This is a genomic window from Streptomyces sp. NBC_00536 (assembly GCF_036346295.1).
Lineage (GTDB): Bacteria > Actinomycetota > Actinomycetes > Streptomycetales > Streptomycetaceae > Streptomyces.
Window position 1 is genome coordinate 8505743 of the sequence record NZ_CP107819.1, and the last position, 24594, is coordinate 8530336.

Sequence of the window (24594 nt, forward strand, 5' to 3'; positions counted from 1 at the left end):
GCGGGGTGTGGAGCTGAGCGTTCACGCCCAAGGGCATCTCGGCCATCGAGACGTCACAGGCAAGGGGAAGGCCGGACGGGCGAACGCGTGTGAACCCCTGGTCAATGTCTCGTCATATCAACCCTGTAGATGGTCCGTACTCGACAGGGAGTGGCCCGTGCTGCGAGGCGCAGACGGCATCCGGTGCAAGCAACATCGGTTGTGGGACACCGTCGGTCACGGGACAGAGGGGGCGCCCACCCCGGCCGCATCTTCAGCGTGTGGAACACGGAAACCCTGTCGGGGTCCGGAATCGTCCGGTAAGTCGACCGTAAGGGAGGCCCAAGTCCCCGGCAGGAACAGGATGGTCCAAGAAGCGAATGCCGGTAGGCCGAAAGGCCAGGGGAAAACGAGAGGGCGGCCCTCTCCGCCCGCTCTCGCGTATAACCCGCCGGATACGGGCTCTCGTGGCCTGGCCCGAAAGGGCGCCCACGTGGACCAGGTGAGCCTTTGAAGCCCCAAAGCAAAGACACCGGAACCGAAGGACAAGTTGGACGCCGGAGGCGCGTATGAGTACCACAGCGGCAGCAGCCACTGCCCGTGCGCCCGAGGTGAACGGACCGGAGGGCGGGAAACTCGACTGGCACAGCATCGACTGGGCCACGTGTGAGGAGAACGTACGGCAGCTGAGGCAGCGGATCTTCAAGGCATCGCAGGAAAAAGGCCACAAAAGGGTCCGTAACTTGCAGAAGCTCATGCTGCGCAGCCGCAGCAACACGCTTGCCAGCGTGAAGCGGGTGACACAGCAGAGCAGTGGCCGCAAGACCGCTGGAATCGACGGGGAACGAGCCCTCACCCCTGTGGCGAGGGCCCGGCTGGCGGACGATATCCATCGCTCGCCAGGTCCCCGGACGGCCCAGCCGGTCAAGCGCGTGTACATCCCCAAGGCCAACGGGAAGCAGCGCCCGCTCGGCATCCCGGTCATCCGTGACCGGGTGCTCCAGGCCCGCGTGAAAAACGCGCTGGAGCCCGAATGGGAGGCCCGGTTCGAGTCGAAATCCTACGGATTCAGGCCCGGACGAAGCTGCCAGGACGCCATCGCAGCCATCCGGGTCACGGCCCGGGGACGGCTGGCCAAGCGCCGCTGGGCGCTGGATGCGGACCTGGAAGGGGCCTTCGACCGCATCAGTCACGACCACCTGAACGCCATGATCGGGCAGTTCCCCGCCAGGGACCTGATCCGGCAATGGCTGCGGGCCGGCGTGATGGAACGCGGCCGATGGACGCCGACCGAGGAGGGAACTCCCCAGGGCGGCGTCATCAGCCCCTTGCTGCTGAACATTGCCCTTCACGGGATGGAACAGGCCGCGGGATTCCGCCTCGACGGGCGGAAGGGGCACGAGAACAAGACTGTGCCCGGAACTCCCGTGTTGATCCGATATGCCGACGACTTCGTGGTCTTGTGCCGCAGTGAAGGAGAGGCATACCAGGTCAAAGAGAAGCTGATGGGCTGGCTGGAACCCAGAGGTCTTCGCTTCAATGAGGCAAAGACCCGAGTTGTCCACCTCGACGAGGGGTTCGACTTTCTGGGATTCACTGTGCAGCGGCACGGCGACAGTCTGACCATCAGGCCGAGCAGGGAAGCGTGCAACAGACTCCGGAAACGGCTCCGAGAGGAGATGCTCCGACATCGGGGCACCAGCACCGTTGCCGTGCTGGTGAAGTTCTCCCCGATTGTGAGGGGTTGGACAGCCTATTACCGGGGTGCGGCGTGCAATCGGGCGTTCTGCTCGATGGATCACTATCTGTTCAAGCTCCTGTACAAGTGGGCGAAACGTGGCCACGAGAACCGCTCGGGGCTGTGGATCAAGAACCTCTATTTCGGCAGGTTCAACAAGGCCCGACAGGACAACTGGGTTTTCGGCGACCGTCATTCGGGCGCCTATCTCCCGAAGTTCGCCTGGGTCCGACACGCCAGATACATTCCGGTCAAGGGTGCTGCGTCGCCCGACGATCCGGCCCTCACGGGGTACTGGCGCGGCCGCCGCCGCCGGAAAACGCCACCGCCGATGGACAAGACCAGCTTGTACCTGGCGGCCCGGCAAAGGGGCTTGTGCCCTCTTTGTCGACAGGCGCTCATCAGCGGAGCCGAATACGAGCCCGACAGTCCACGCGAGTGGATCGAGTGGTTCGCAGCGTCGAAGAAGATGCTGAACAAGCATCACTTCGTTTACCGCAGAGACGGCGGCACGGATCAACGAACCAACCTTCGCCTGGTACACGCCGAGTGCCACCGCCAGCATCATGCGGGTGACAGCAAGCGGACCCCGGGGTAGTCCGTCCGGGTGATGCCCTCGTGGCTTGCTTGAGCCGGATGCGTTGAAAGGCGCACGTCCGGTTCTGAGGGGGCCGGGGCCCAGCGATGGGCTCCGGCTACCCGACCTCTCGAGCGTTTCCCCCTGTTTCCGCGTACCTCGCGCATAGATCGCGACCGGGATCAGCACTACTACGGGCGAACCATCAGACAGGAGTTCGTCTCACTGCCCTGTCCCTCGGGCCAGAAAAAGGCCACCGTCAACGAGAATCGCCCCTGCTGTGAAGCCGATTCAGTCGATTGCCCACAGACGTCGCTCGGGTGCGAGATCGTCTAACCATGGGCGGGGATCCCGCCCATGGTGCGGTGTGGGAGGTGCTGGTGAAGGAAGACGAGACCTGGACGTCTGAGGAGTACGGCAAGTCGCACGAGGGCCGGGTCGGGACGCTCCTGGAAGACGGAAGCAGCCCCAAGGCGGTGTACTTCGACTCGAACTCCGGCGGCTTCGGGTGGGAGGTCAGCCACTGGTCCGTCTACGACGGCGGCACCTACCCGCAGCGTCCCCAGGCGCACGCTCTGCAGGGGGAGTGCTCGTGCGGCTGGCGGGGCGAGCCCCGCATCGTGGACCGGACTACGGCCGACGATCTGCCCTTCCGCGAGTACGGCTGGGAGACAGCCGGGGAGTGCCAGGACGGCTGGGACGAGCACATCCAAGCCGTCGCCGACACCACTGTCCCCCTGCCCGCCGAACTGGAGACCCTCCTCCATGACGTCGGCGAGGCGATCGAGCGACTCGGCCAGGACGCACCGACAGCCGCCCTGAAAGCCGCCCGCTCCCTGGAACTCATCGCCGCCCGCACCGCGCACGGGCCCGCCCACGACGCCCGTGGGCAGGATCCGGAGAAGGTGGCCGCTGCCTTGGGGCTGAACATCGACGACTCCCGGGCTCTCCTGGCCCGCTACGGCGGCTGGATCTACTAGGGCTGATCACGGGCAGGCGGCTGGTGGGCAGGCGTATCCAAGCTCAGCCCGCCACGGAGGGGCGGTTACGGACGCTGCCGTGACCACGGCAGCCAGCAGCAAACCGAGGGTGTCCACCACGATGTGGCGCTTTCGTCCGTTGACCTTCTTGCCGCCGTCGAAGCCCCTGGTCGCGGCTGGCACCGACGCAGTCGCCTTCACCGACTGGGCGTCGATGACGCCCGCGGTCGGCTCCCGGTCGCGGCCGGCTGCTTCACGGACCCGGTCCCGTAGCCGGTCGTGGAACTCGGCCGTCCAGCCTTTGTCGCACCAGCGTCGGAAGAAGGCGTAGATGCGGTCCCAGGCGGGGAAGTCCGCGGGCATCGACCGCCACGTGATACCGCCCGCGACCAGGTAGCGGACCGCGCCGACCATCTGACGGTGGCAGTAGCCCTCCGGCTGTCCGCCCCGGCCCTCCAGCCAACAAGTTTTGACGTTGTGTTCGAACCCGCCGACCTCGAACGAGGCGGGGACGGACTTGAGCGCGGCCAGGGGAACGACCGTGTCCACGCCGTCCAGGTCCCGTGCGGTCAGCGAACGGACGTCGCGGACCTGGAGGTCTTGTGGGCGCGGGCGCGTGGAGGTAACTGACAGGTTGTCGAGCGGGCTGACCGTGTGCCCGGCGATGCGCAGGGCCTGGCTGAGGGCTGACCCGATGAAGCCGGCGCCGCCGGTGATCACGATCTTCAAGGGTGCCTCCGGGGAGGTGCGGGCAGCGTAACGGCCCTGTGCCGTCCGCCTGCTGCCGTCACCGTCCCGCACGGCGCCCCCGTGCGGGAGTGGGTTCGGCCCTGCTCGCACGCCCTGTCGCCGTGCGACGACAGGCAGTAGTGTCGCGCGTCCCCGTCAGTGCGCAGGAGTGCGCCGCGTCGAGCAAGAGGCTGCTCAAGAAGTCCGGCGCCCGGCGCTGCGGGCGCTGACGTCGAGCCTGCTCTACAGTCCGGCACGCCTGCCAGGCCTTCGGGAGTTCGCCCTGCGTACCGGAGCCGTACCCGCCTGAGCCACCCGAAGCCCTCCCAGCGCCCGGGCACCGGCGCCGCACCGGCCCTGCGGGGTCGTGACCGCGGCCCCGCCACGTCCCGCATATCCCGTTGGAGGACGGGGCGGGGGTGCTGGTAGCGTCCGTCTGCTGATCGCCAGTCGGCGACACAGCAGTGTACAAGGGGGGAACAATGGCAACTCGTCGTGCCCTGCTGGCCTGTGCCGCAGCGCTGGCCGCCGGGAGGCTCGTACTGGGCGGCACCACGGCCGCGCACGCGGACAGCGGAGTCACCGGCATCACGGTCCAGGAAGCTCACAACGACTGGACCAACAACGGCAAGATCGTCCTGTCCTTGACCGCGCCGAGCGCCGTCAAGAACGTCAAGGTCAGCCTGTACTCGATGGAAACCCAGCAGACCGTGGCCACGGTGGGGAACTTCGATCTGACCTCCGGCACTGCCGAGAACGGTACGTGGAAGAACCGCGGGCGCATCCAGTTGCCGGACCTGGGCAGCTACCGCATCGACGTGTCGGCCTCCGACGAGGGCGGCGACACGCTTTCCGCCGCCGGCGTGGGCTATTTCTACTACGCCGTGCAGACGAACATGAAGGACACGAAGGTCGACCGCACCACGGTCGACTACCAGCACCGCAGCGTCACCATCAGCGGTCACCTGATGGGCCAGTGGCCGGGTTCCGGCGCCATCACCCCGATGGGCGGGCTGACCGTGGCGGTCAACTCGTACATGGAGTACGCGGAGGTGACGACCGCGGCGGACGGCAGCTTCTCCGCCACGCTCCCGGTCACCGACCAATACCAGAACCGCATCGAGGCGGCCTTCCAGTACGACCCGAACCACGTCTTCTACAACCAGTCCTCCTCGAAGACCTTCCCGATCACTGTGAAGAAGACCGCCACCAAGATCGTCGAGACCCCGAGCGAGCGGAAGGTCCCGTTCAAGGGCACGGTGAACTCGACCAGCGCCACCCTGCTCTGGAACTCGCCCACCGGCTGGCAGCCGCTGGCCGGCAAGACGATGGGCTCCAACTCCTTCGGCGACTTCGTCCAGCGCACCACGGACGCCGGCGGCAACGCGCTCTTCCCGGCGACCCAGCCGCTCTGGAGCAACTCCTCGATCGCGGTCGGCTGGCACAGCGACGACCTGTTCCTGGCCGACGCCCAGGCGAGCGTCGACATCATGGTCGTGCAGCCCGCCGTGTTCCGGTCTCTCACCGCGACCCGCTCCGATGCCGCGACCGTGGAGGTCGGCGGCAGCGTGAGGTTCGAAGGCAACTCGACGCCGGGCACGATCCCAGTGAACATCCAGTACTCCGCCACAGGCAAGGGCAGCTGGACCACCGTTGCCACCGTGCCGGACGCCAGGTGGAACGGTGAGGGCTACGCCTTCTCCACCACCGCCCCGCAGGCAGGGGCGGGTTACTGGCGTGCGACCTACACCGGCGCGCCGCAGTTCGAGAACGCCGTGAGCCAGGTCGTGTACGTCGCCGCTCCCTGACGGCCCCGCGCGCCGGTCCGCAGCCCCCGCGGCCGGGGCCCGGTCCGCGAGCACGGCATGACGAAGGCCCCGCCTGCGGTTGGGTTGCAGGCGGGGCCTTCGCGTGTCGCGCTGGCCGGGGGGCGGCGGCGCAGGACCTCAGAGGCCGAGGTCGGTGAAGAACTGGTAGCCGGTGGGGTCGCCAACATTTGCCAGGCGAAGCCCTGGAGGAAGAAGCAGGCGATCAGACGTGGGGAGAGGTGGCGGTAGTGAACGTGACCGACACCGAGCGGTACGGGACGGCGACCGCGCAGGCCTGGGACCGGCTACACCCCCGGCTGACCCGCCGGGCGGCATGGGGTGATCACGACGGTCCCTTGCCCATCATCGTGGGCACCGTGATCAGGTTGACGGTCGCGAAACTTCCCGGCGCCGGGGTGAACAAGCCCGTCTGGCTCTGGTGGTCCGGCACCAGAGCCCGCCCCGAGGACGTCGACCGATGCTGGCAGGCCTTCCTGCGAAGGTTCGACGTGGAGCACACCTTCCGCCCGCTCAAGCAGACGCTCGGCTGGACCCGACCCAAGCTCCGGAACTCCGCCGCGGCCGACCGCTGGACCTGGCTCATCCTGGCCGCCCACGCCCAACTCCGGCTCGCCCGGCCACTCGCGCGCGACCTCCGTCGGCCGTGGGAACGGCCAGCAGAACCGAACAGACTCACCCCCGCCCGAGTCCGCCGGGGGTTTAGGAATCTCCGCGTGAAGACGGGGAGGCTGTCGCACAACTGCCGCCCGGCAGCGTTCAAGACCTTGTTCTGGCCTTGTGATCGAAGAGTTTGTTGAGGTTGTGGACCGCACCGAGGAGTTTGATCTCGGTGTCCACGCCGTCGTGGCCGCGGTAGTTCAGCCGACGTCCGAACCTCTGGAAGAGTTGGGCGAACCCGGGCTCGATCAGGGCACCCCGTTGTCTGTACTGCTCCTTGCCCAGTGGTGTGGCGAGGCGGGCTGCCATCTCGTGCTGGCCACCCCGTGGACCTTCGAGTTTCGCCTCGAAGCCTGCCTGGTGGGCCTCACTGGTCACCGAGACAAGGAGTGGAAAGTCAGAGAGTGCCTCGAAGGCTGAGGTCGAGGCATATCCACTGTCGGCGAGCCAGAGCTGGATCGGCTGCTCTATCCCGGCGGCAAGGCAGTTGACCTGCGTCTTGTTCACCATGGGGACGAGGGCGGTCATGTCGGACGGGTTGTCTTGAACCTCGATCGCCAGGAGAAGCTGGCGGCGGGCGCAGGCGATCTGGATGTTGTAGCCCTGGACGAACCCGCCGCGCTTGCAAAGCATCATCCGAGAATCAGGATCGCTGAGCGAGGCCTGAGCAGTTGAGGAAGGAGCCGGGGCCTTCCCCCGTGAAGGTGGGCACGCGGTTATTGATCACGCGGCGAGTGTGAGTTTAGCGGCGTGGTGTCGGCGTTCGTATTCGTCGGGGCTGAGGTGGCCGTTGGTGGAGTGTCGGCGGCGGGTGTTGTAGCGGGTCAGCCAGGCGAAGACGGTCCGGCGGCACCTGTCGGCGTCGCCGTAGTCGGGGCCTCCTTGGAGGGTCTCGCGTTTCAGGGAGGCGTGGAAGCTTTCGCAGGCGGCGTTGTCGGCGCTGGTGCCGACCGCGCCCATCGACCGGGTGACCTTGAGCTGGTCGCAGATGCTGGCGTAGGCCCGTGATCCGTACTGGGCTCCGTGGTCGGAGTGGAACACCGCTCCTGCCAGCGAGCCGCGGGTGCGGGCGGCCATCCGCAGGGCGTCGGCGACCAGATCAGTGCGCATGTGGCCGGCGATGGACCAGCCGACGATCTTGCGGCTGAAGCAGTCCAGTACCGTCGCGAGATAGAGGAACGTCCCGTCCTGGAGCGGGAGATACGTGATGTCGCCCATGAGCTTGCGCCCGGGTTCGGTGGCGGTGAAGTCCCGGCCGAACAGGTCCGCGACCTGCCCCGATGCCGGATCGGGGACAGTCGTTCGGACGCGTCTGCGCAGACGGATACCCGTGATGGAGAACGTCCGCATGATCCGTGCGACCCGCTTCTCGTTGACCCGGTGTCCCATCTCGCGGAGCTCTGCGGTCACCCGCGGGGAGCCGTAGGCGCCGCCGGACTCGCCGTGGACCCGGCGGATCTCGTCGGCCAGGACTCGGTCCTGGCGCTTCCGGGCGGCCCGGGCCTCGGCGCCGGCGAGCCACTTGTAGTAACTGGACCGGTTGACGTCCATGACCTGGCAGAGCCGCTTCACCTCGTAGGTGGCCCGGTGGTCGTCAACGAACTGGAAGCGGCTGGTCACCAGTTCGTCTCTCCCGCGAAATACTTGGCCGCCTTGCGGAGAATGTCCCGCTCGGTGGCGAGCTTGCGCTCACTGGCCTCGAGTTCCGCCACCCTCGCCTCCAGCCGCCGGACCCGCTCGTCCGGATCTTCGGACGGCGCCGCCGCCCGGTGGACGGCAGCCGGCTTCGTACCCGAGGCGCTGACGCCACGGCGTTCGCGGTCCCGCAGCACCCACTCCCGCAGAGTCGCCCGGTTGATGCCCAGGTCAGCGGCGATGCTCTTGTACGTCGCCCCGGGTGTGGACTCGTACAGGGCCACAGCATCGGCCTTGAACTCGTCCGAATAGTCCTTCAGCGCCATCGGCGGTCTTCTCGCTTCCTCCGGATCAAGCAGATCCAGTATCAGCGTGTCCACCACTCAGGGGGAGGCCCCCCGGCCTCGGGCTGCGGGCCCGCTCAAGCCATGCCTGGGCGTTGACCAGCCGTTTCCGTTGCCGGATCAGTACAGTCTTGTGCTCCATCGGCACCGGTGGCCGGCCGTTGGCCCCGCGAAGCCCCGCCGCCAGGTCCGCACGGGTCCGTTCGGCGTACTTCTCCAGCTTCTTCCTGTGGGCCTCAGATTCTGAGTTCAGTCGCCTCTCCGCCCGAGCCACCATGCGCTCGGCCGCCTCCACCTTGAGCCGAATCTCCCCAGCCGAGGGAAGAACACGCTCGAAGAGCTTCTGTCTGGCCGCGACCGCCCGGTTGAACCGGTCCAACAAACGCGAAAACCGCGGCCACTCATTCGGCACCACGTCGCTGTCCGAGCCTGTTCCCTTTGCCCCCCGTCCCGGCCCACGTCAGGTTGCAGGGATCCGGCCACCATGTTGTCGATCTCGGCTTCACACTCCGAGATCACACGGTCAATCCGCTGCAGGCGCTGGTTCGAATCACGTGAGGCATTCGCCTCCATCGGAGAGCCGTCCACTGCAACGGCCGCGAGGTTAAGCAGTCCTTTTTGACGACTGCACATCGCCAGGACCTGCACAAACAACAGCTTTAAAGCCTCCCGATGACGTCGGACGAAGCGAGCGAGGGTGGAGTGGTCGACTCTTCGGTTCGCGGTGATGATTCGGCATCCCACGTCATCGAAGCAGGCCTGTTCGATCTTGCGGGAAGAGCGGATTCCCTTGCTGTAGCAGTACAGAAGCAGCGCGATCAGAGCCTGCGGAGGATAGGCCGCTCGTCCCTGACGGTCATCGCGGTAGCTGTCCACGAACTCCGACAAATCAAGGTGATCAACGACGTCGAGCACCTTCCAGCACAGGTGGTCGGGTGGCAGCCACTCCCGCACGTCCTGCGGCATCTCAAGCACACGGTTACGGTCACACAGGAGAAAGTTCCGCCCCACAGATCCAGGCTCAGACGCCCCACAGAAGACCGGAACCGAACATCGGCTCGCACTTGACCACCAGTGGGCGGCAGTTGTGCGACAGCCTCCGGACCGCCCGGCAGCCGCACCGAAACCGTCGCGACCCGAGCCCGGACGACGACCCCCGGGCACGAAGAACAAGCACCGAGCCGAGCACCACAACGTCGGCAAAACCGTCAAACGAGCCAAATCGATCAAGGAACACCAAGCCCGCAGAGATTGAATTTCAAGCTTAGGAGTGGTACCTCTTCGCATGATGTTGGAGAAGGGCGTGTCGCCTCTACCACTCCTGCGGTCACCGGGCGGCAGGGGCTGTCCACCGGAATGGGGTTTTCCCCTGGCCGTCCGGACTGGTCGCCCGGTTGGCGTACGTCGTCGCGGAGGCCAACAGTGAAATCCGGGCTCGGCGCACGGATTGAATCGCGGTTCCGCAGGCACCGGGACGCGGAGTGGCCCCGACCTTCCCGGCAGGCGCCGTCCTCGGCGCCGAGTTGATCGCCGCGTCGGGCGGGTTGTGGTCAGGCGTTTTTGCGGTTGCCCTGGTCGTCGCAGGGCACCTCGGAGGCCGGATGGTTCACGGTGTAGTCACGGATTGCCTGGCGTTCGGTCTCCGCGATGGCTGTGGGCTGCACGCTGATGAGGCCGTTGAACGGGCGGTCGACGTCCCGGATGATGCACAGCGTCGTCGTCAGCAACGCGGTGATCACGACGAGCGTCAGCAGCTGCCCGCGGTTGTTGCGGCGGGGCAGGCAGATACCGAGGGCGATCACGGTGATGGCAAGGGTGGCGAGGAGGAACCAGAAGATGGTGCTCGGGATGCTGGCGGTGGCCTGGGTGAGCCGTTCCTCCCGCTCGTCGGAGCGCTTGTTGTCGGCGGCGATCAGCATGCCGAAGACCGGCTTGCCCTCCAGATCGCGGAACGTGTGCCGGAAGTCCGTCGACCACACACTCGGCGCGGCAGAGCCCTTGCCGTCGACCATGGCCGGCCATTCCTGCGTGCGGACGGCGCGTGCGTAGCAGACGGCGTCGGCCTGGATGCGGCCACGCTCGGCTGCGGGCGCGTACTCGGCGGTCTCCACGAGCTGGTCCAGGGCGCGTGCCTCACCGCGCGCGGAGACTTCGGCTTTGCCGTAGGAGCCGTTGGCGGTGACCAGGACGAAAGCGAGCAGTAGCACGGTCAGCGTGAGCAGGGGGCCGACCAGGTCTTTGACGGCCATGCCCGTGTCGTCGTCCTCGTTGAGGAGACGGGGACGGAGGAAGCGGTTCGCGGCGAGGCCGACGAGCAGGGCGAGTACGGCGACGACGATGACGAGGACCACGGCGGGACACCTCCGGGGGAGACACAGGGGAAGACCCCGGGGTACGGGGCGCCGGGGTCATGTCCCGCGCTGCGCACCGCCCCGAACAGAGGAAACGTCCCCTCGCCCCCGAACGAGTGACGCCCCGTGTGCCAGAAGGCCCCACACCCCAATGGCCGCCGGCCCCCGGCCGCCCACGCAGCCCCGCTTGCCCAAGCCCACGCGACCGAACACGGCGGGACCGCGCCGGCTGCCCCGGCCACGTGCCGAGCCGCGCCGGTCGCCGGTCGGAGGGATGGCGGCGAGCCACTCGGCGGGTCCGTCGTGCCGCCTCCTGGGCCTCAGTCGTAGAGGAGGAAGGCGGAGGACGTGGTCGCTCCCTGGCGGTCGGGTGTGGTGTACGCGAAGTTGAGTACGGTGCGCCGTACCCCGGGACGCTCCAGTGGGGTGACGCGGTGGGCGGTGAGGTCGCTGCGCAGGAGATATCCGTCGGCCGGCCGGTGGTGCACACGCCGGGTGCCGGGTGCGTCGAGGGCGGCGAGATCACTGCGGCCTGGGTGGAATTCGAGGAGTCCGCCGTCGGTGGGGCGGGGCGGGGCTTCGAGGAAGAGGACCAGGGCGAGGGGGTAGTCGTCGGTGTGTGCGCCATGGGTGTCGCCGGGCCGGTGCAGGACGTTCAGGACGTGCCGTTCAACGGGGTCGTGCACGGCGACGACCGTTTCGTCCAACAGCGAGGAGAGCAGCCGCATCAGGTTCAGGTCCTGGTACGCCTGTGTGATGAGGGGTGAGGTGCGGGCGATGTGGTCTCCGCCGAGGGTGGTCATGTGGCGGGGGCTGTCGTCCATGCACGGCATGCGGAAGTCCCGCCGCACGGCGTCGGCCTGGAGTCGGCGTGCTTCGCTTCCGAGGTCGGCGAGCCCGGCGGGGCTGATGAGCGAGGGCAGGGGGAGGTAGCCGTCGGCGGTGAACTGCCGGCGCAGGGATTCCCAGCCTGGGGACGTGGGCAACGAGAACACGGCCGATGCATCCCTCTGGTCCGGGGGGACAAACCCGGCCTCGACCATCTGGACGCCGTGTGCTTCGCCTACCGAAGCGGAGCCAGAGTTCCCACCGCGGACCGCGTCGCCGGCCCGGGAACCCGCGAGCGCACGCGATGGGCGGTGCGGGTCCGAGGGCCGTACGGGGCGTCCGTACCGCCTCGCCCGCCGAGCCGTCGCGGCGGGCGCTGGTCCCCGCCTTCTTGGCGAAGAGGTCCCGCACGCCCGAGCAAGCGGAGGTCAGCGCGCACCCGGCGGAGGAGTGGGGTGTTCGCCGAACCCCCGCAGGATCCGCTTGGCCTGGATTGAGCTGGCACCGCGTGTCAGAGCGTCGCCTGGAAGTGCAGGGCGTAAACGCCGTCGTACACGGGGCTTGCTCTCCCCGGGTTCCCTGAGGCTCCACTACTCACTCCCGTTCGAGGTGGGCCGGGGCGCGGCCGACGCCCCGCCGGGGCTGATCCGCCACGAGGTTGTGCGCTCCGGCCTGGAGGGGGGCACCAGTACGCCGGCGGTGGCATCCTCCCGTTCCACCCAATCGGGTGATCTTGTGTCCTGTGGGGGCTTGGAGCGTCGCCTGGGGGCAGGGTGACCGGTATCGGTCCGTGCCGTGTGGTGGGGCTGTCCGTGTCGTTGGAGGGAGCGTCATGAAGGCTGGCAGGGTGTACGTGCTCAAGACGGGGTTCGGCATCATCGAGGAGGACGACACCGAGCTGCACGCGGTGTTTCGCTTTGCCGATGAGCCGCAGGTCGCCGACAAGCTCAAGGAGGGCGACAGGGTTCGGTACCACGTGGTGGAGTCCAAGGGTTCGCTTCAGGCAAAGAACATCGCCTTGGCCGATGCTCCGGGCATGGCCGGTCTGTGAGGACGGCAGCGCCCGGATGAAAGCAGGTCACCCGACCCGCTGGGAATTCGGCGCCGAGGCGCGCGACTACCGCCCACCGGCGCCTCCTTGGCCGGCGATACGAAGTAGGCCGAGTGCGAGGCCAGCCGCTTCCTCGGCTCCCCGCTGTGGGAGTCCGGCAACGACCGGTGGCAGAGCACTGGGCTTGACCTGGCGTGGGGCCGCCGAGACCGACAAGGAAGCGCGCGGCGGGCTCTCCCGCTCCCGTCCGGGCAAGCTCCATGTCTGGTCCCCGGACCCCTGGCCGGCCGGCTGGCCGCGCGCGCGGTGCGGCCCCTTCCGGAGCGGGAGCCGTCCATGTCTGGGGTGGTGACTCTGCGATCGCCTCTTTCGGCTGAAGATCACGGAGGACGCCTGATCCATCAGGCCCGGGCACCGATACTGCGGTCATGGCAACGTTTCCCGACGGTAACTTCACGATCGTCAACAACGAGACCGGCCGCTGTATCCGCGTACGGCTGGGTTGGACGGAGGACGTCAGTAAGTGGAAGGCGGGCACCAAATACCTTCAGTCCGTCACTGGTGAGCCGGATCTGGAGCTGGGTGAGCCGGATGGCAGTGCGGCGACCGCCTGGTGGTTCAGCACCATCCACGACGGCGTTGAGCGCCGGTCGTTCAACCAGATCGTCAGCCACGCCGTCGGCGAGTACCAGAACATCGGCGACTACTGCGTGTGGCTGGACATCAACTGGTTCCCCACGGCCGAGGACCGCAACCGCGCAGCCGACGAGTTCCGACGCACGCTGGACGACATGCCCCCGGACCTCAAGGAGAAGCTCGCCGTACTGCCGCCCGAAGCATTCTGGGAGGAGGCGAACGCCCAGCTGGGAGCTGGCGCGAGCTTGTCGAAGAAGCTGGAACTCTGGCACGTCTACTGCGCCTCCGTCACCTTCCCCGAGCACCATGTCGAGGAGGATCACGACGGGGTCGAGGCCGCGCAGTCCTACATGGACGCGGCCGCCGAGGCAGGGTTTCACCGGCCGCAGGTTGAGGCGGGCAGGACGTCGACGAGGATGTACGGCTGCGGCGCGCGCCGTGAGAAGGACAGCACCTACCGGTGGGCGTACGACGGCACCCACATCTACGGCGCGGACAGCAAGACGGTGCCGGCCGAGCGGACCTACTGGACCGACGAGGGCGGCTCCCTGATCGGCAGGAGCAAGGGCGGCCCCGGCCAGACCTGGACCCTCGCCGCTTGGAAGCCCAGCCAGGCCCAGCCCGACCCGGTGAAGGCCGTCGCGCTCACCGGCCTGTTCGGACCCATCGCCGGCCTCCTCGGCTGACACCGGGACGATGCTCGCCCGCCCCGCAGCGGAGCTGCCAGGCGCCGGCCGGTGCCTGGCAGCTCCGTTCGTACTGGGCAGTGGGACCCGTTCCGTGTTCGACCGCGTGGCCGCCACGACGTCGTCGTCGACGTCGGCCCATCACCGCTGGTCTTGTGCCTCGCGAACGCCGCGGGGTTCCAGCGGATCGCCCGCACCTGGCGTACGAGCGGACCGGCGCGCAGCCGGCCGACCGGGGAGAGAGGCAGGGTCTTCCCCTCGGTGTCAACAAGGGCGAACTAGAGGGTGGTGGTCTGGCGCTAGGTGTATTGGTCACGAGCGTTGTTGACACTGGGCAGGTCTTGAACATGGCGAAGACCTCCGGTGTGGTGGGAGCTGTCTAGGAACTCACCGCACGGAGGTCTTCGTGACCCACCGTAATGCCCGGCTGACGGTCTTCGGTAAGCGGCTGCTCGTCGAACGGGTCGCATCGGGACGTCCGGTCGCTCACGTGGCTGCTGAGATGGGCATATCGCGGGCCACTGCCCATAAGCGGGTCCGCCGGTGGCGGGCCGAGGGCGAGACGGGCCTCCATGACCGATCCAGCCGACCCTGCAGCACACCCCATCGCACTCCGGCCGCGATGGAGGCGAGGGTCTGCGAACTGCGGCGGGCCCGCAAGCTCGGCCCGGCCCGCATCGGCCCGATCCTGGGACTGCCCGCCTCGACCGTCCACCGCATCCTGACCAGGCACGGCCTCAACCGCCTCGCCTGGCTCGACCGTCCGACCGGCACCGTAATCCGCCGCTACGAACGCGAACGTCCCGGCGAACTGATCCACGTCGACGTGAAGAAACTCGGCCGGATCCCCGACGGCGGCGGCCACAAGGCTCTGGGCCGCCAGGCCGGCCGGGCCACCCGCTCCGCCATGGGATTCGACTACGTTCACTCCGCCGTGGATGACCACTCCCGCCTCGCCTACAGCGAGATTCACGCGGACGAGAAGGTCGCGACCTTCTCGGGCCTCCTCGGCCGCGCGGCCGCGTTCTTCCACAGCCAGGGCATCACCCGCATCGAACGGGTCCTGACGGACAACGCCTGGGCCTATCGCAAGGGCCTCGCCTGGAAGGCCGTCCTTGCCGACCTCGGCGCGGCCGGCAAGCTCACCCGCGCCTACGGGTTGTCCCGTAACTGTTCTTCGACAGCACGGGAGTGGCCGGCCAGGTTCCCGCTGGGGAGGCGCTGACCTCGGTCCACCCTTGCGACCGCACGACACGACAGCGGGTAGCAGCCCTCCTCCCGACAACGTGCGGACCTCCTGACCTGGGGAGATGAGCAGGTCCCCTGTTATCGTGCGCCAATGTCAACGATCAAACAGTTCCAAGTGGCCTTCGACTGCGCGGAGCCCGTGCGCCTCGCCGCCTTCTGGTGCGAGGTGCTCGGGTACGTCATGCCGGCGGTCCCAGAGGGCTTCGCCACGTGGGAGGAGTGCTACCGCTCACTGCCGCCCGAGGATGCGATCTACTTCGCGTGCACTGATCCCTCGGGTGTGGCCCCGCGCCTGCTCTTCCAGCGAGTTCCCGAAGGCAAGGTCGTCAAGAACCGAGTGCATCTCGATGTGCGGGCCGGCGTCGGGCTCGTGGGTGACGAGCGCCTGGCCACACTCGAGGCCGAATGCGCACGGCTGACGGAGCTCGGCGCAAAACACGTGCTGACGCAGCGCGCCGACGGCGTCAACGAGTCGTGCATCACGATGCAGGACATCGAGGGCAACGAGTTCTGCCTCGCCTGATTTCCCCTCCGAGACTGCGAGGTGGGGAGCCCTCTCCCGGGAACCTTTCAGGTCCCGCACGTGGCGGGAGTCATCCCGTGAGAGCGAGGTTGTACAGACGGGCAACGCCGTGCATCGCGTGGCGCACACCGTCGCCTCTCAGGCGGCAGTCGCGCGGGATCTTCCAGGTCTTCATCCGGGCGAAGGCGTGTTCGACGCGGGCGCGAACCCGTTTGTGGTCGTGGTTGTGTTCGGCCTGCCAATCAGTCAGTTCGCCGCCTCGGGGTCGGCGGTGCGGGATGACAAGGCCGGTTCCAGGAGAGCCGCCGTCGGCGATCGTGGCTGTCCGGCCGACGGCGGCCTTGGCCCCGGATTCCTCCCATGCCGTGCAGTCGTTGCGGTTGCCGGGGCAGGGGCCGGCCCACCACCACAACCAGGCGAGTGTCGGCGTCGATGACCACCTGATGGTTCGTCGAGTAGCGATAGTTCTTCGACTGCTCGGCGACCTGGTGGTCGCGAGTGGGTACCAGTGTCCCGTCCACGATCAGCACCGCGTCCTTGGCGAATCGCCTACGGGGGGCAAGCGCGAGCCTGGGGCCGAGATGGTCGATGACGCGATCGGCGGTGGACTTCGACACTCCGAAGAGTGGTGCGAGTTGGCGCAGAGTCAAGTTGGTGTGCCAGTAAGCGGCCACCAGTAGCACCCGGTCTTCCAGGGACAGCTTCCACGGTCGGCCACGGCCCGGCGCGTAGCCGCCCTCGCGGCGCAGCTGCCTCATCAACTTGCCGAAGGCGCGCGGGCTCAGTCCGGCGAACGGGGCTATCCAGGACGGCTCAGACGCCGTGATCACACCAGCCACGGCCGAGATCATTCCACGGCAAGATCACTTACGGGACAGCCCTAGCGCTGCGCGGGGGCTTTCATGGAGCGGGAGCTCTCACCGGTGCTGTTCATCGCGGCACGGGCCCACTGGAGTCCAGTTCCGTTCGGCGAGATGTCGCCCACCTCGTGGAGCACCAGGAGATGACTGCCGGGAAGAGCCGCTGTCGACGTCATGGCGGACAGCAGCCTGTCGGCCAGCGCGGTGCCGTCCTTCTCGGTGAGTGGCCGGGCGTCCGAACTGTACGGGCGCGCCTGATGGTGGACCTCGTCGCCGCCTTTGACGACGAGCCCTGAGGTCAGGTACGTGGACGGAGGAGGACAGATGGAACCTCGACCACCCGCAGTTCTCGACCGCGATCCACATCTGGCTCGACCGCCTGGGCTCCACGTGCTCTTCCGCTCGTTGGCAGATGCTGCTCGTCAAGGTCGAAGGCCACATCGGCGCCCGGGCATCAGGTTCCCGGGGCTGGACGGAAACGAGTGGCTTCCGACGGAGCGACATTGACCGGGCGTCGCGGTGTGGTGAGCGCGCCCACCGCACCGACGGTGAGTTTCTTCGGTGACCGTCCTCCAAGTGACCAAGTGATAAGCCCTGCAAGGATGTTCCGTGCTCGCTATCATCCGCGTCGTGAATCCAACTGCGGCGCGATGGCTCGTGGGTCTGGCAAGTACCGTCGGCGCGTTCGCGGCGGCCGCCGCCGGATGGCAGGCGTTCGGGGAGGTCGGACCGGCGCAGTATGCGTTCGCCGGGGTGACCGCGCTCGTGGGCGGATCACTCGCCTGGATGCAAGCCGGCCGCCCCCCGCAAGCCCCGGAGTTGCCGCACCATCCGGTGCCGCGTGAACTGCCCCGCGACATAGCCGATTTCACCGGCCGCAGCGAGGAACTCGTCCGGATACAAGCCCTACTGGGCCCGCCAGACCGGGTGACCGGTCCGCTCGTGGCCATCGCAGGCAAGGGAGGCCTGGGAAAGACGACCCTCGCGGTGCGGGCGGCCCAGCGCTCGGCGTCCGAGTTCCCCGACGGGCAGCTCTTCGCGAACTTACGGGGGTACGACCCCCTGCCCGCCGACCCGAACGAGGTCCTTGCCACCTTCCTGCGGTCCCTGGGCGCCGACCCGCGGACGATTCCGGACGCCGGCCCCGACCGCGAGCAGATGCTGCGTACCCTGACAGCTGGGCGACGCCTGCTCATCGTCCTGGACAACGCCAACGGGCCCGGGCAAGTACGTCCGCTCCTGCCAGGCGCCTCGGACGTCGCGGTAATCGTCACCAGCCGCAGTCCGTTGAGTACCCTCGAAGGAGCCCAGACGATTGTGCTCGACCTCTTGGAGCCCGAAGAAGCGATCGAGTTGCTGGGCCGGGTTGCCGGCGCGGACCGGGTGGCTGGCGACCCCGCCGCCGCATTGCGGCTGGTGGCGCTGTGCGGGCACCTGCCGCTCTCCGTACGCATCGCCGGGGCCAGGTTGGCCGAGCGTCCGGACATTCCAGTGGCGGACCTCGCCGACCGACTCGCAGACGAGCGTGAACGGCTGGATCACCTCGAAATCGGAGACCTCGATGTCCGGTCCACCTTCATGATCAGCTACCGAGGGCTGCCGGAGGCGGAGCAGCGGGCCTTCCGACTACTCGGGCTCTTTCCCGGCGCCGACTTCGCGGCCTGGCCGCTCGCCGCGCTGATGGATGTGTCCCTACGCGTCGCCGAGCGCCACATCGGCGCGCTGGTGTCGGCCCAGATGCTCGACGCCATCGGGCCCGACGAGACAGGCACCGCCCGCTACCGTTTCCACGACCTGCTCCGCGCGCTCGCCCGCGAGCAGCCGGAACCCGAGTCCGCGACGGCGACGGGTCGGCTCCTGGGCGCGTACCTCACCCTCGCGGCCACGGCGGAAGACCGGTTCCAGCCCGGCGAGGTGCGCAAGATCAGCACCCACCCGCGGCACGAGGTCGATGACGTCCATCTCGACGCGCTCCTGCGCGACCCGGTCACCTGGTTCATCACCGAGCAGCACAACGTCGTGGCGTGCGTGCGGCTCGCGAACGCGCGGGAATTCTGGGACGCCTCCTGGGAACTCACCCACATCGGCGCGCCGTTCTTCGAGATGTTGGCCACCTGGGATGACTGGGGGACCGCGGTCGAATTGGCGCTGGACGCGGCTCGACGCTCCAACAATCGCTGGGCTGAGGCCATCACGCGTTTCGATACCGGTGCGCTCCGGCGAGACCTGGGCCGCCTCGACGATGCAATGGTTCTGTACGGCGAAGCGCTGACCGGCTACGAAGCGTCCGGCGACCAGCACGGCACGGGCGCCGTCATGCTGCTCCAAGGCATCATCCACCGCAACCGGCGGGATTGGGAGCCGGCCGCGGAGCGGCTGATAGAGGCGGCCGAGCATCTGAGGAACGCCGGGGACCGTCGACTCACCGCTCAGGCCCTGCGGAGCCTCGCGGTAGTCCGGGGCGGCCAGCGGCGGGTCGGCGAGGCCATCCCTTTGTTCCAGGAGGCGCTGGCCGAGTTCCAGAACCTCGGGGACCGGCGGGCCGAGGCGTACGCCTGGCGCGGCCTCGCTCAGGCCGAGCTGGACAACGGGGACACGGACGCCGCGGGCCGTTCGTTCGGCAGGAGCCTCGACATGACGAGGCAGCTGCGGGACCGCAGGGGCGAGGGCAGAGCGCTGCAAGGGCTGGGGCGAGTGAGCGCCGAATCCGGTGCCACGGCGGTGGCACTGCGACGGTTCGCACAGGCTCGGGGGATCGCCGAGGAGATCCACGACGAGGTGCTCACCCGGGAACTGGACCGCGACGTCGCCGCCGCGAACCGGAGGTAGCCAGTGTCACTCGGAGCACCCGCGTGTGCGTTCTCGTTCATGTTGCGGTGTGGCCGTTGAAAGGTTGTCTCTTTGGCCTGTGGTGCTGCGGGGCGATGAGGCGGTCGGTGATGGTTGTTTCCGGTGTCGGAGGGGTCTTGACCTGCGGTGCCGCAAGTTGGATGAGAGTCCCGCAGGCGTATTGAGAATTGTGGTGGGCGGTTGGGGCTGTCTGCGGGCAGTCCCGGCATCCGGTCCGAATGCCCGCAGACCACGGCCGGTCTGCCCCGGCCGTCCTTGGCGCGGACCATGGCGGACCGGGAGCCGGTCGATGCGGCTGTTGAAGGCGATCGACGAAGCCGCCGACGACGGCCTCGGGCGGGGCGGGGAGCTGTCGGAGTTCGAGTGGATCGTCCTCTACGGCGTCGCCGAACTCCCCGGCCAGGAGTACCCGCCGCCCGGCCACGAATACCCGCGTGTGTGAACCGGACGCCTTCTCGGGGCTGCCTGTCTGCAGCTGTGCGTCGATGCAGGTGTCGAGGACGTACCGCGGCTCGGGCGGGGGGCGTCCTGTCCGCCGGGTGACCGGCTGTTGCGGGGTGGGGTGCCGGTGGGGGCTCTCGCTGGTTCACCCGCCTCGTGGAGGGTTGTCCGGAGGCGGGTGATGGTCCGGGCTGTATCGGCCCTCGGGCTGAGGGGCCCTATGCGTGCTCTTCGGAAGGGCGGGGGCCTAGGAGGGAGTCCAGGCAGCGGACGTAGCCGAGCCTCAGGCAGGGGAGAACGATGCCGTATTCGGCGATGTCGGTGGGGTACTCGCCGTAATACCGCGTGCACTGCGCACGGGGAACGCAGGGGATCGCGGTGTCCGTGCGGCATGGTGCGGCGGCAGGCGCCGGGGAGGCGGCTGCGGGGCTGATCATGGCCGCTGTGGCGGCTACGGCAAGAAGTAGTCCCTGGGTCAGGGTGGTGGTTTTCAAGGCGCGCATGGATGGCTTTCCTTCGGCGATGTGACGGCAGACCCCGTGTCGGCCTGTCCCCACCTTCGACGGGCACCCCTTGCCCCGCACGGGAAGCTAGACCGTTTGGCTGCGGCAGGCTGCGGTGCCCGGCCGGCCCGGTTACCGGGCCCAGTCCACGCCCAGCTCGGCGAGCGCGGCGAGCTGCGAGGGGTCGAGCCGGTCGCGGCGCTGCTTCTGGTTGACGATCCACACCCCCGTGCGGTGTTCACTGCCGTCTGGGAGCAGCTCGACGTGCCCGCGCCCCGGCAGACCTCCGCCCTCCCGCTCCACGTACTGCGCAAGGGCCTCAACGCCCGCCTGGAAGGCCGCTGCACCCCGCCCGGACGTGGAAGGCCGCAGGCGCCTCCGGGGCGGTCTTGCGGGCCCGTACGGCAGCCTTGACGCCGAGCGCGCCGGGCCGTTCGCGCTGCTCGTTGCCGAGCCCGCTGAAGTCCCGGCGCTGGGTGGTGAGCCACCGTCCGATGTCCTCTCCGTGCGGGTCACCCCGGGGACGATCGCGCTGAGGCGGCGCCGTCGACGAGGAGCTTGGCGAAGTAGACGAGGTGGCGTTGCCAGTCCACCGTCCAGCCGCGCGCGCCGGGGTTCCAGTCCTCGTCGATCGCCGCGAGCGCTTCGGCCCGCCGGCGGGCGCGTCCGGGGTCGGTGCCGAGTCCGCCGGGGCGGCGCACGTTGGTGAGCCATTGTCCGACCGGGCGGTCGAGGGCGGTGGCGTGCCGCGGGGCCGCCAGGGTCCCGTGCAGCTCGTAGTAGGCGCGGGCGGCGAGGTTCTCGGCGAAGGCCTGGTCGGCGGTATCCCAGACGATGCCCAGTTCCTCCAGCTCGCCCGCGTGCTCGCCGGTCATGGTCCCGGCCCGGAAGGCGCGCCGCTGGTCGGACAGCCACCGGCCGAGCGGGTACGGGCCCTCGGCGTGCCCGTACGGCACGTCGAGGTCGCCCTCGCGTTCCCGGTACCGGAAGGCTGCCTCGATGCCCCGGCGCCAGTCCTGGCGCTCGGTGTTGAAGACCTGGTTGCGCCGGGCGGATTTCGCCCATGTGGTTCGCCTCGGCTGGATCTTTGAGGTTGCCAGGGTGTGGGTGGACTGGGGGAAGGCGAACGGCGGTGCCGTGGAAGTCCCGCTCTACTCGGCCCGCCAGGTAGCCCTACTCCCGGTGGTGCGGCCCGAGGTGGACTGGGCAGCAATCCGCCGCACCGCCCCGGGCCGGCGTTCCCTCCTCGCCGCCCTGACCCCGGCCGCCCCGGGGCAGGACGTGGTGTCCCTGGACGACGTCGCCCGGATCGCCGGAGTGCGGCGCGCGTCAGTCGTCTCCTGGCGCCGTACCTTGCCCGGCGCCCCGCCCCTGACCGCCGGCACCTCCACGCGCCCGCTGTTCGGTCGCGGCGCGGTCGCGGCGTGGCTCCTGGCCACGGCAAACTCACCATCCCGACCACCGCTTTGGAGAGCTGAGATGTACATCGAGGACCCCGAGATCCACATGTACGACTGCCCGGGGACCCTGCCCGGAGGCGGCTGCGAGGAGTGCAAGGGCTGGGAGGGCCGCACCTTCGCGGACATCCGGGCCGAACTCGCCGGCACTCCAGCGGCGGCTACCGTGCCCGCCTCGCGCAGGGACTCTCCTGCGCTGGAGGCGGCCCGCGCTCCCCACCACGGCGACCACTGCGAACGCGTCGTCTACGAGGGCGGCACCTGCACGTGCGACGGCGTGGACGATTACGACCGGGAACCGGCGAACATGATCGACCTGGAGGACGGAGTCCACTCCTGGTGGTGCCACCGTTCCGGATGACGGTGGCTCCTGTCAGTGGCGTCGGCCGGCCCTGACGTTCCTTGGGCCCCGTCGTCAGCAGCGCCGCAGTGGCCTGTGTTCACTCCTCGTCGCCGCCCGGACTCCAGACGGCCGGCCCGCCGCCGCGCCACTCGATCAGCAGGGGATCGTCCAGGCGGACGTTGTCCGGGTCCAGGCCGGCCCGCCGCAGGAACTCCAGGAGATCGGCGGGGCCGAGGGCGCGGCCGAGTATCTCGCCGTCGCAGCGCACCCGGCGCCCGCCCTCGGCGTCCGGCGGATAGATGACCACGCGTAGAGCAGGGCTCATCCCTCCACCCTGCCGCTACTCGCTCATTCCAGCACTCCGAGGGCGGCCGGTCGCCTGAGCACCCACGTTGTCGGCCGGGCGTTCCGGTTCGCGGGGGGACGTCGTTGACCCGGCGTGATCCGTACCCCGCGCATTGCGCTCGCGGCCGCCATTGGCGTCGCGGCTGACCCGTCTCAACTTTGACGAGTTTCAAAGATTCCTGATGCTGTTCGTCAAGCCGCGGCGCACGCTTGAGGTAGCGGGCAGGATGTGTCGGAGGTGCGCGGTACAGTCCGTTCATCCGACTGGGGAGGGCTCATGGGGACCAAGTGGAGCTTGACGATCGACTGCGCGTACCCGGCGAAACTGGCCGCGTTCTGGGCGCTGGCGTTGGGCTACGAGGAGAAGCCCGCGCCCGCGGGGTTCGGGAGCTGGGAGGAGTGGTTCTCGCATCATGAGGTTCCGGAGGACGAGTGGGATGACGGGGCGTACCTCTCAGATCCGGACGGCGTGGGCCCCACCTTGTCCTTCCTGAAGGTGCCGGAGCCGAAGGTGGCGAAGAACCGGCTGCATATCGACGTGCAAGTTGGTGGCGGCCGTGAAACCCCGTGGGAGGTGCGCTGGCCGCGCGTGGTCGAGGCGGTGGAGCGGTTGACCGTTGCGGGCGCGACCGTGGTCCGCGAGGACGAGTTGCAGGGCAGGCCGGATCACGTGGTGATGGCAGACCCGGAAGGTAACGAGTTTTGCCTGGTCTGACGGGGTCGGTCGGACCAACTGGCCGCGCGCAGTGTGTCGCGTCCCTTCCTATGCGGCAGCCCTTGCCGGCGGAGCTGGCTCGTAGCGCCGTCCGTCGCGCAGAAGCGCCCAGATGACGTTGACGCGACGCCGGGCCAGGGCGAGGACGGCCTGGGTATGGCGTTTGCCCTCGGCGCGCTTGCGGTCGTAGAGGCGCCGCGATTCCTCGCAACAGCGGATGCTGATCAACGCGGAGGTGTAGAAGACGCGCTGGAGCTTGCGGTTGTAGCGTTGCGGGCGGCGGAGGTTGCCGCTGATCTTGCCGGAGTCACGGGGTGCGGGCGCGACTCCACCGAAGCCGGTGAGGCGATCGGGAGTGGCGAAGGCGTCCATGTTCCCGCCGGTGGCGGCCAGGAACTCGGCCCCGAGGATGGGACCCAGGCCCGGCAGGCTGGCGAGGATCTCTGCATCGCGGTGCTCGCGGAACCGGGCCGCGATGAGCTTGTCCATCTCGGCTACCTGCTGCTTGAGGGCTATCGCCTGGGCGGCCAAGGTGTGGACCATCCAGGCTGCCGTCCTCTCGCCCGGGACGCTCGTGTGCTGGCTGCCGGTGGCCTCCAGCGCAGCCTCGGCGATCTGGCCGGCGCCACGAACGCCGCGGTTCCGCAGCCAGCTCTCCAGCCGCTTGGTGCCCAGGCGCCGCAGGGCGGCCGGGGTCTGATAGCCGGTCAGCAGCGTCAGCGGCCCGGCATTGGTGAGGTCCAGGGCCCGGTCCAGCGCGGGGAAGATGCCGGTCAGGAGGGCGTGGAGGCGGTTGACGGTGCGGGTGCGGTCGGTGACCAGGTCCGAGCGGTGGGCGGTGAGGATCTTGAGGTCAGTGGCGACCTCGTCGCCGGTCCGCAGGAGCTGCAGGTCGCGGCGGATGCGGGTCTGGTCGGCGATCACCGCCGCGTCGTTGGCGTTGGTCTTGCCCTCGCCGCGGTAGCCCTCGGAGGCGCGGTTGATGGCCCGTCCGGAGATGTAGAAGGCGCGCTGGCCGTGGCCCATGAGCACTGCGATCACCAGGGCGGCTCCGCCGTCGGCCAGGTCGATGCCCCAGGTCACCTCGTCGCCCAGGTCCAGGACGTCGGCGAGGAGTTGGAGGAGCTCCGGCTCGTCGTTGGCGACTCGTCGCGAGAGCAGCCGGCGGCCGTTCTCGTCGATGACCACGCAGTGGTGGTGGGTCTGGCCTGCGTCGATACCGGCCCAGATGGCGGCCACTTGGTTCCTCCGTGCGTCGGACTGTGCGGACGTACCACGGACGACGTCGC

Annotated in this window: 20 protein-coding genes and 3 pseudogenes; 12 read left to right on the forward strand and 11 right to left on the reverse strand. The window is 68.6% G+C overall.

What is annotated here, in order from left to right; all coding sequences use genetic code 11:
- Positions 1–548 precede the first annotated feature (548 nt).
- Both ltrA and OHS33_RS36635 read left to right on the forward strand, forming a co-directional pair.
- A complete protein-coding gene (gene ltrA / locus OHS33_RS36630; protein ID WP_330334739.1) occupies positions 549–2315 on the forward strand; it encodes a group II intron reverse transcriptase/maturase in 1767 nt (588 codons plus the stop codon).
- Positions 2316–2632: 317 nt separating this feature from the next.
- Positions 2633–3274 (forward strand): hypothetical protein, encoded by a 642-nt coding sequence (locus OHS33_RS36635; protein ID WP_330334740.1) that lies wholly within the window; start codon positions 2633–2635, stop codon positions 3272–3274.
- Between the two features lie 6 nt (positions 3275–3280).
- On the opposite strand, the gene OHS33_RS39925 is transcribed toward OHS33_RS36635, so the two are convergent.
- Positions 3281–3994, reverse strand: coding sequence for a transposase (locus OHS33_RS39925; protein ID WP_443065495.1), 714 nt, complete (start codon positions 3992–3994; stop codon positions 3281–3283).
- A 491-nt stretch (positions 3995–4485) separates the two neighbouring features.
- On the opposite strand from OHS33_RS39925, the gene OHS33_RS36650 reads away from it, so the two are divergent.
- Positions 4486–5811: a hypothetical protein gene (locus tag OHS33_RS36650; RefSeq protein ID WP_330334741.1), complete on the forward strand. Its 1326-nt coding sequence runs from the start codon at positions 4486–4488 to the stop codon at positions 5809–5811.
- Between the two features lie 227 nt (positions 5812–6038).
- Positions 6039–6551, forward strand: a pseudogene (locus OHS33_RS36655) (NF041680 family putative transposase); the annotation flags it as partial.
- Between the two features lie 37 nt (positions 6552–6588).
- On the opposite strand, the gene OHS33_RS36660 reads toward OHS33_RS36655, so the two are convergent.
- The 5 genes from OHS33_RS36660 to OHS33_RS36680 all read right to left on the reverse strand — a co-directional run bounded on the left by OHS33_RS36660 (position 6589) and on the right by OHS33_RS36680 (position 11814).
- Positions 6589–7125 (reverse strand): transposase, encoded by a 537-nt coding sequence (locus OHS33_RS36660; protein ID WP_330334742.1) that lies wholly within the window; start codon positions 7123–7125, stop codon positions 6589–6591.
- Positions 7126–7212: 87 nt separating this feature from the next.
- Positions 7213–8450 (reverse strand): IS3 family transposase gene (locus OHS33_RS36665; protein ID WP_330334711.1). Its coding sequence is split into 2 segments (ribosomal slippage): positions 7213–8126 and positions 8126–8450, totalling 1239 coding nucleotides; the frame shifts between segments, so codons are not numbered across the junction.
- Positions 8451–8717: 267 nt separating this feature from the next.
- On the reverse strand, positions 8718–9434 hold the full coding sequence (locus tag OHS33_RS36670; RefSeq protein WP_330335333.1) for a transposase: 717 nt from the start codon (positions 9432–9434) through the stop codon (positions 8718–8720).
- 584 nt (positions 9435–10018) lie between these two features.
- Positions 10019–10819 (reverse strand): bestrophin-like domain, encoded by an 801-nt coding sequence (locus tag OHS33_RS36675; protein WP_330334743.1) that lies wholly within the window; start codon positions 10817–10819, stop codon positions 10019–10021.
- A gap of 320 nt (positions 10820–11139) precedes the next feature.
- Positions 11140–11814, reverse strand: a complete 675-nt coding sequence (locus OHS33_RS36680; protein ID WP_443065395.1) for a HalD/BesD family halogenase — start codon at positions 11812–11814, stop codon at positions 11140–11142.
- Between the two features lie 680 nt (positions 11815–12494).
- On the opposite strand from OHS33_RS36680, the gene OHS33_RS36685 reads away from it, so the two are divergent.
- The 4 genes and pseudogenes from OHS33_RS36685 (at position 12495) to OHS33_RS36700 (ending at position 15791) form a co-directional block, all read left to right on the forward strand.
- Positions 12495–12698, forward strand: a complete 204-nt coding sequence (locus OHS33_RS36685; protein ID WP_330334745.1) for a hypothetical protein — start codon at positions 12495–12497, stop codon at positions 12696–12698.
- A 428-nt stretch (positions 12699–13126) separates the two neighbouring features.
- The gene (locus tag OHS33_RS36690; RefSeq protein WP_330334746.1) at positions 13127–14020 is read left to right on the forward strand and encodes a hypothetical protein; all 894 of its coding nucleotides are present in this window, start codon (positions 13127–13129) and stop codon (positions 14018–14020) included.
- A 406-nt stretch (positions 14021–14426) separates the two neighbouring features.
- Positions 14427–15176 (forward strand): annotated as a pseudogene (locus OHS33_RS36695) (helix-turn-helix domain-containing protein); the annotation flags it as partial.
- Positions 15177–15359: 183 nt separating this feature from the next.
- Positions 15360–15791 (forward strand): VOC family protein, encoded by a 432-nt coding sequence (locus tag OHS33_RS36700; RefSeq protein WP_330334747.1) that lies wholly within the window; start codon positions 15360–15362, stop codon positions 15789–15791.
- A 70-nt stretch (positions 15792–15861) separates the two neighbouring features.
- Here the strand turns inward: OHS33_RS36700 and OHS33_RS36705 are convergent.
- Positions 15862–16630: pseudogene (locus OHS33_RS36705) on the reverse strand (transposase).
- A 630-nt stretch (positions 16631–17260) separates the two neighbouring features.
- On the opposite strand from OHS33_RS36705, the gene OHS33_RS36710 reads away from it, so the two are divergent.
- Entirely contained in the window at positions 17261–19480 is a 2220-nt protein-coding gene (locus tag OHS33_RS36710) for an ATP-binding protein (RefSeq protein WP_330334748.1), read from the forward strand.
- Positions 19481–19790: 310 nt separating this feature from the next.
- Positions 19791–19943 carry a hypothetical protein gene (locus OHS33_RS36715; RefSeq protein WP_330328285.1) on the forward strand — a complete coding sequence of 51 codons (153 nt, stop codon included), beginning with the start codon at positions 19791–19793 and terminating at the stop codon, positions 19941–19943.
- A gap of 634 nt (positions 19944–20577) precedes the next feature.
- Here OHS33_RS36715 and OHS33_RS36720 read toward each other — a convergent pair.
- Positions 20578–20748: a hypothetical protein gene (locus OHS33_RS36720; RefSeq protein WP_330334749.1), complete on the reverse strand. Its 171-nt coding sequence runs from the start codon at positions 20746–20748 to the stop codon at positions 20578–20580.
- 209 nt (positions 20749–20957) lie between these two features.
- Complete coding sequence (locus OHS33_RS36725; RefSeq protein WP_330335334.1) at positions 20958–21545, reverse strand: helicase associated domain-containing protein; 588 nt, start codon at positions 21543–21545, stop codon at positions 20958–20960.
- On the opposite strand from OHS33_RS36725, the gene OHS33_RS36730 reads away from it, so the two are divergent.
- The gene (locus OHS33_RS36730; RefSeq protein ID WP_330334750.1) at positions 21445–22263 is read left to right on the forward strand and encodes a hypothetical protein; all 819 of its coding nucleotides are present in this window, start codon (positions 21445–21447) and stop codon (positions 22261–22263) included. The genes OHS33_RS36725 and OHS33_RS36730 overlap by 101 nt on opposite strands.
- Before the next feature lie 79 nt (positions 22264–22342).
- Here OHS33_RS36730 and OHS33_RS36735 read toward each other — a convergent pair whose 3' ends face one another.
- The gene (locus tag OHS33_RS36735) at positions 22343–22570 is read right to left on the reverse strand and encodes a hypothetical protein (RefSeq protein WP_330334751.1); all 228 of its coding nucleotides are present in this window, start codon (positions 22568–22570) and stop codon (positions 22343–22345) included.
- Between the two features lie 297 nt (positions 22571–22867).
- Here OHS33_RS36735 and OHS33_RS36740 point away from each other — a divergent pair, with 297 nt between their 5' ends.
- The gene (locus tag OHS33_RS36740; RefSeq protein ID WP_330334752.1) at positions 22868–23305 is read left to right on the forward strand and encodes a VOC family protein; all 438 of its coding nucleotides are present in this window, start codon (positions 22868–22870) and stop codon (positions 23303–23305) included.
- Positions 23306–23353: 48 nt separating this feature from the next.
- On the opposite strand, the gene OHS33_RS36745 is transcribed toward OHS33_RS36740, so the two are convergent.
- Positions 23354–24544 carry an IS110 family transposase gene (locus OHS33_RS36745; protein WP_330334753.1) on the reverse strand — a complete coding sequence of 397 codons (1191 nt, stop codon included), beginning with the start codon at positions 24542–24544 and terminating at the stop codon, positions 23354–23356.
- Positions 24545–24594: the final 50 nt, after the last annotated feature.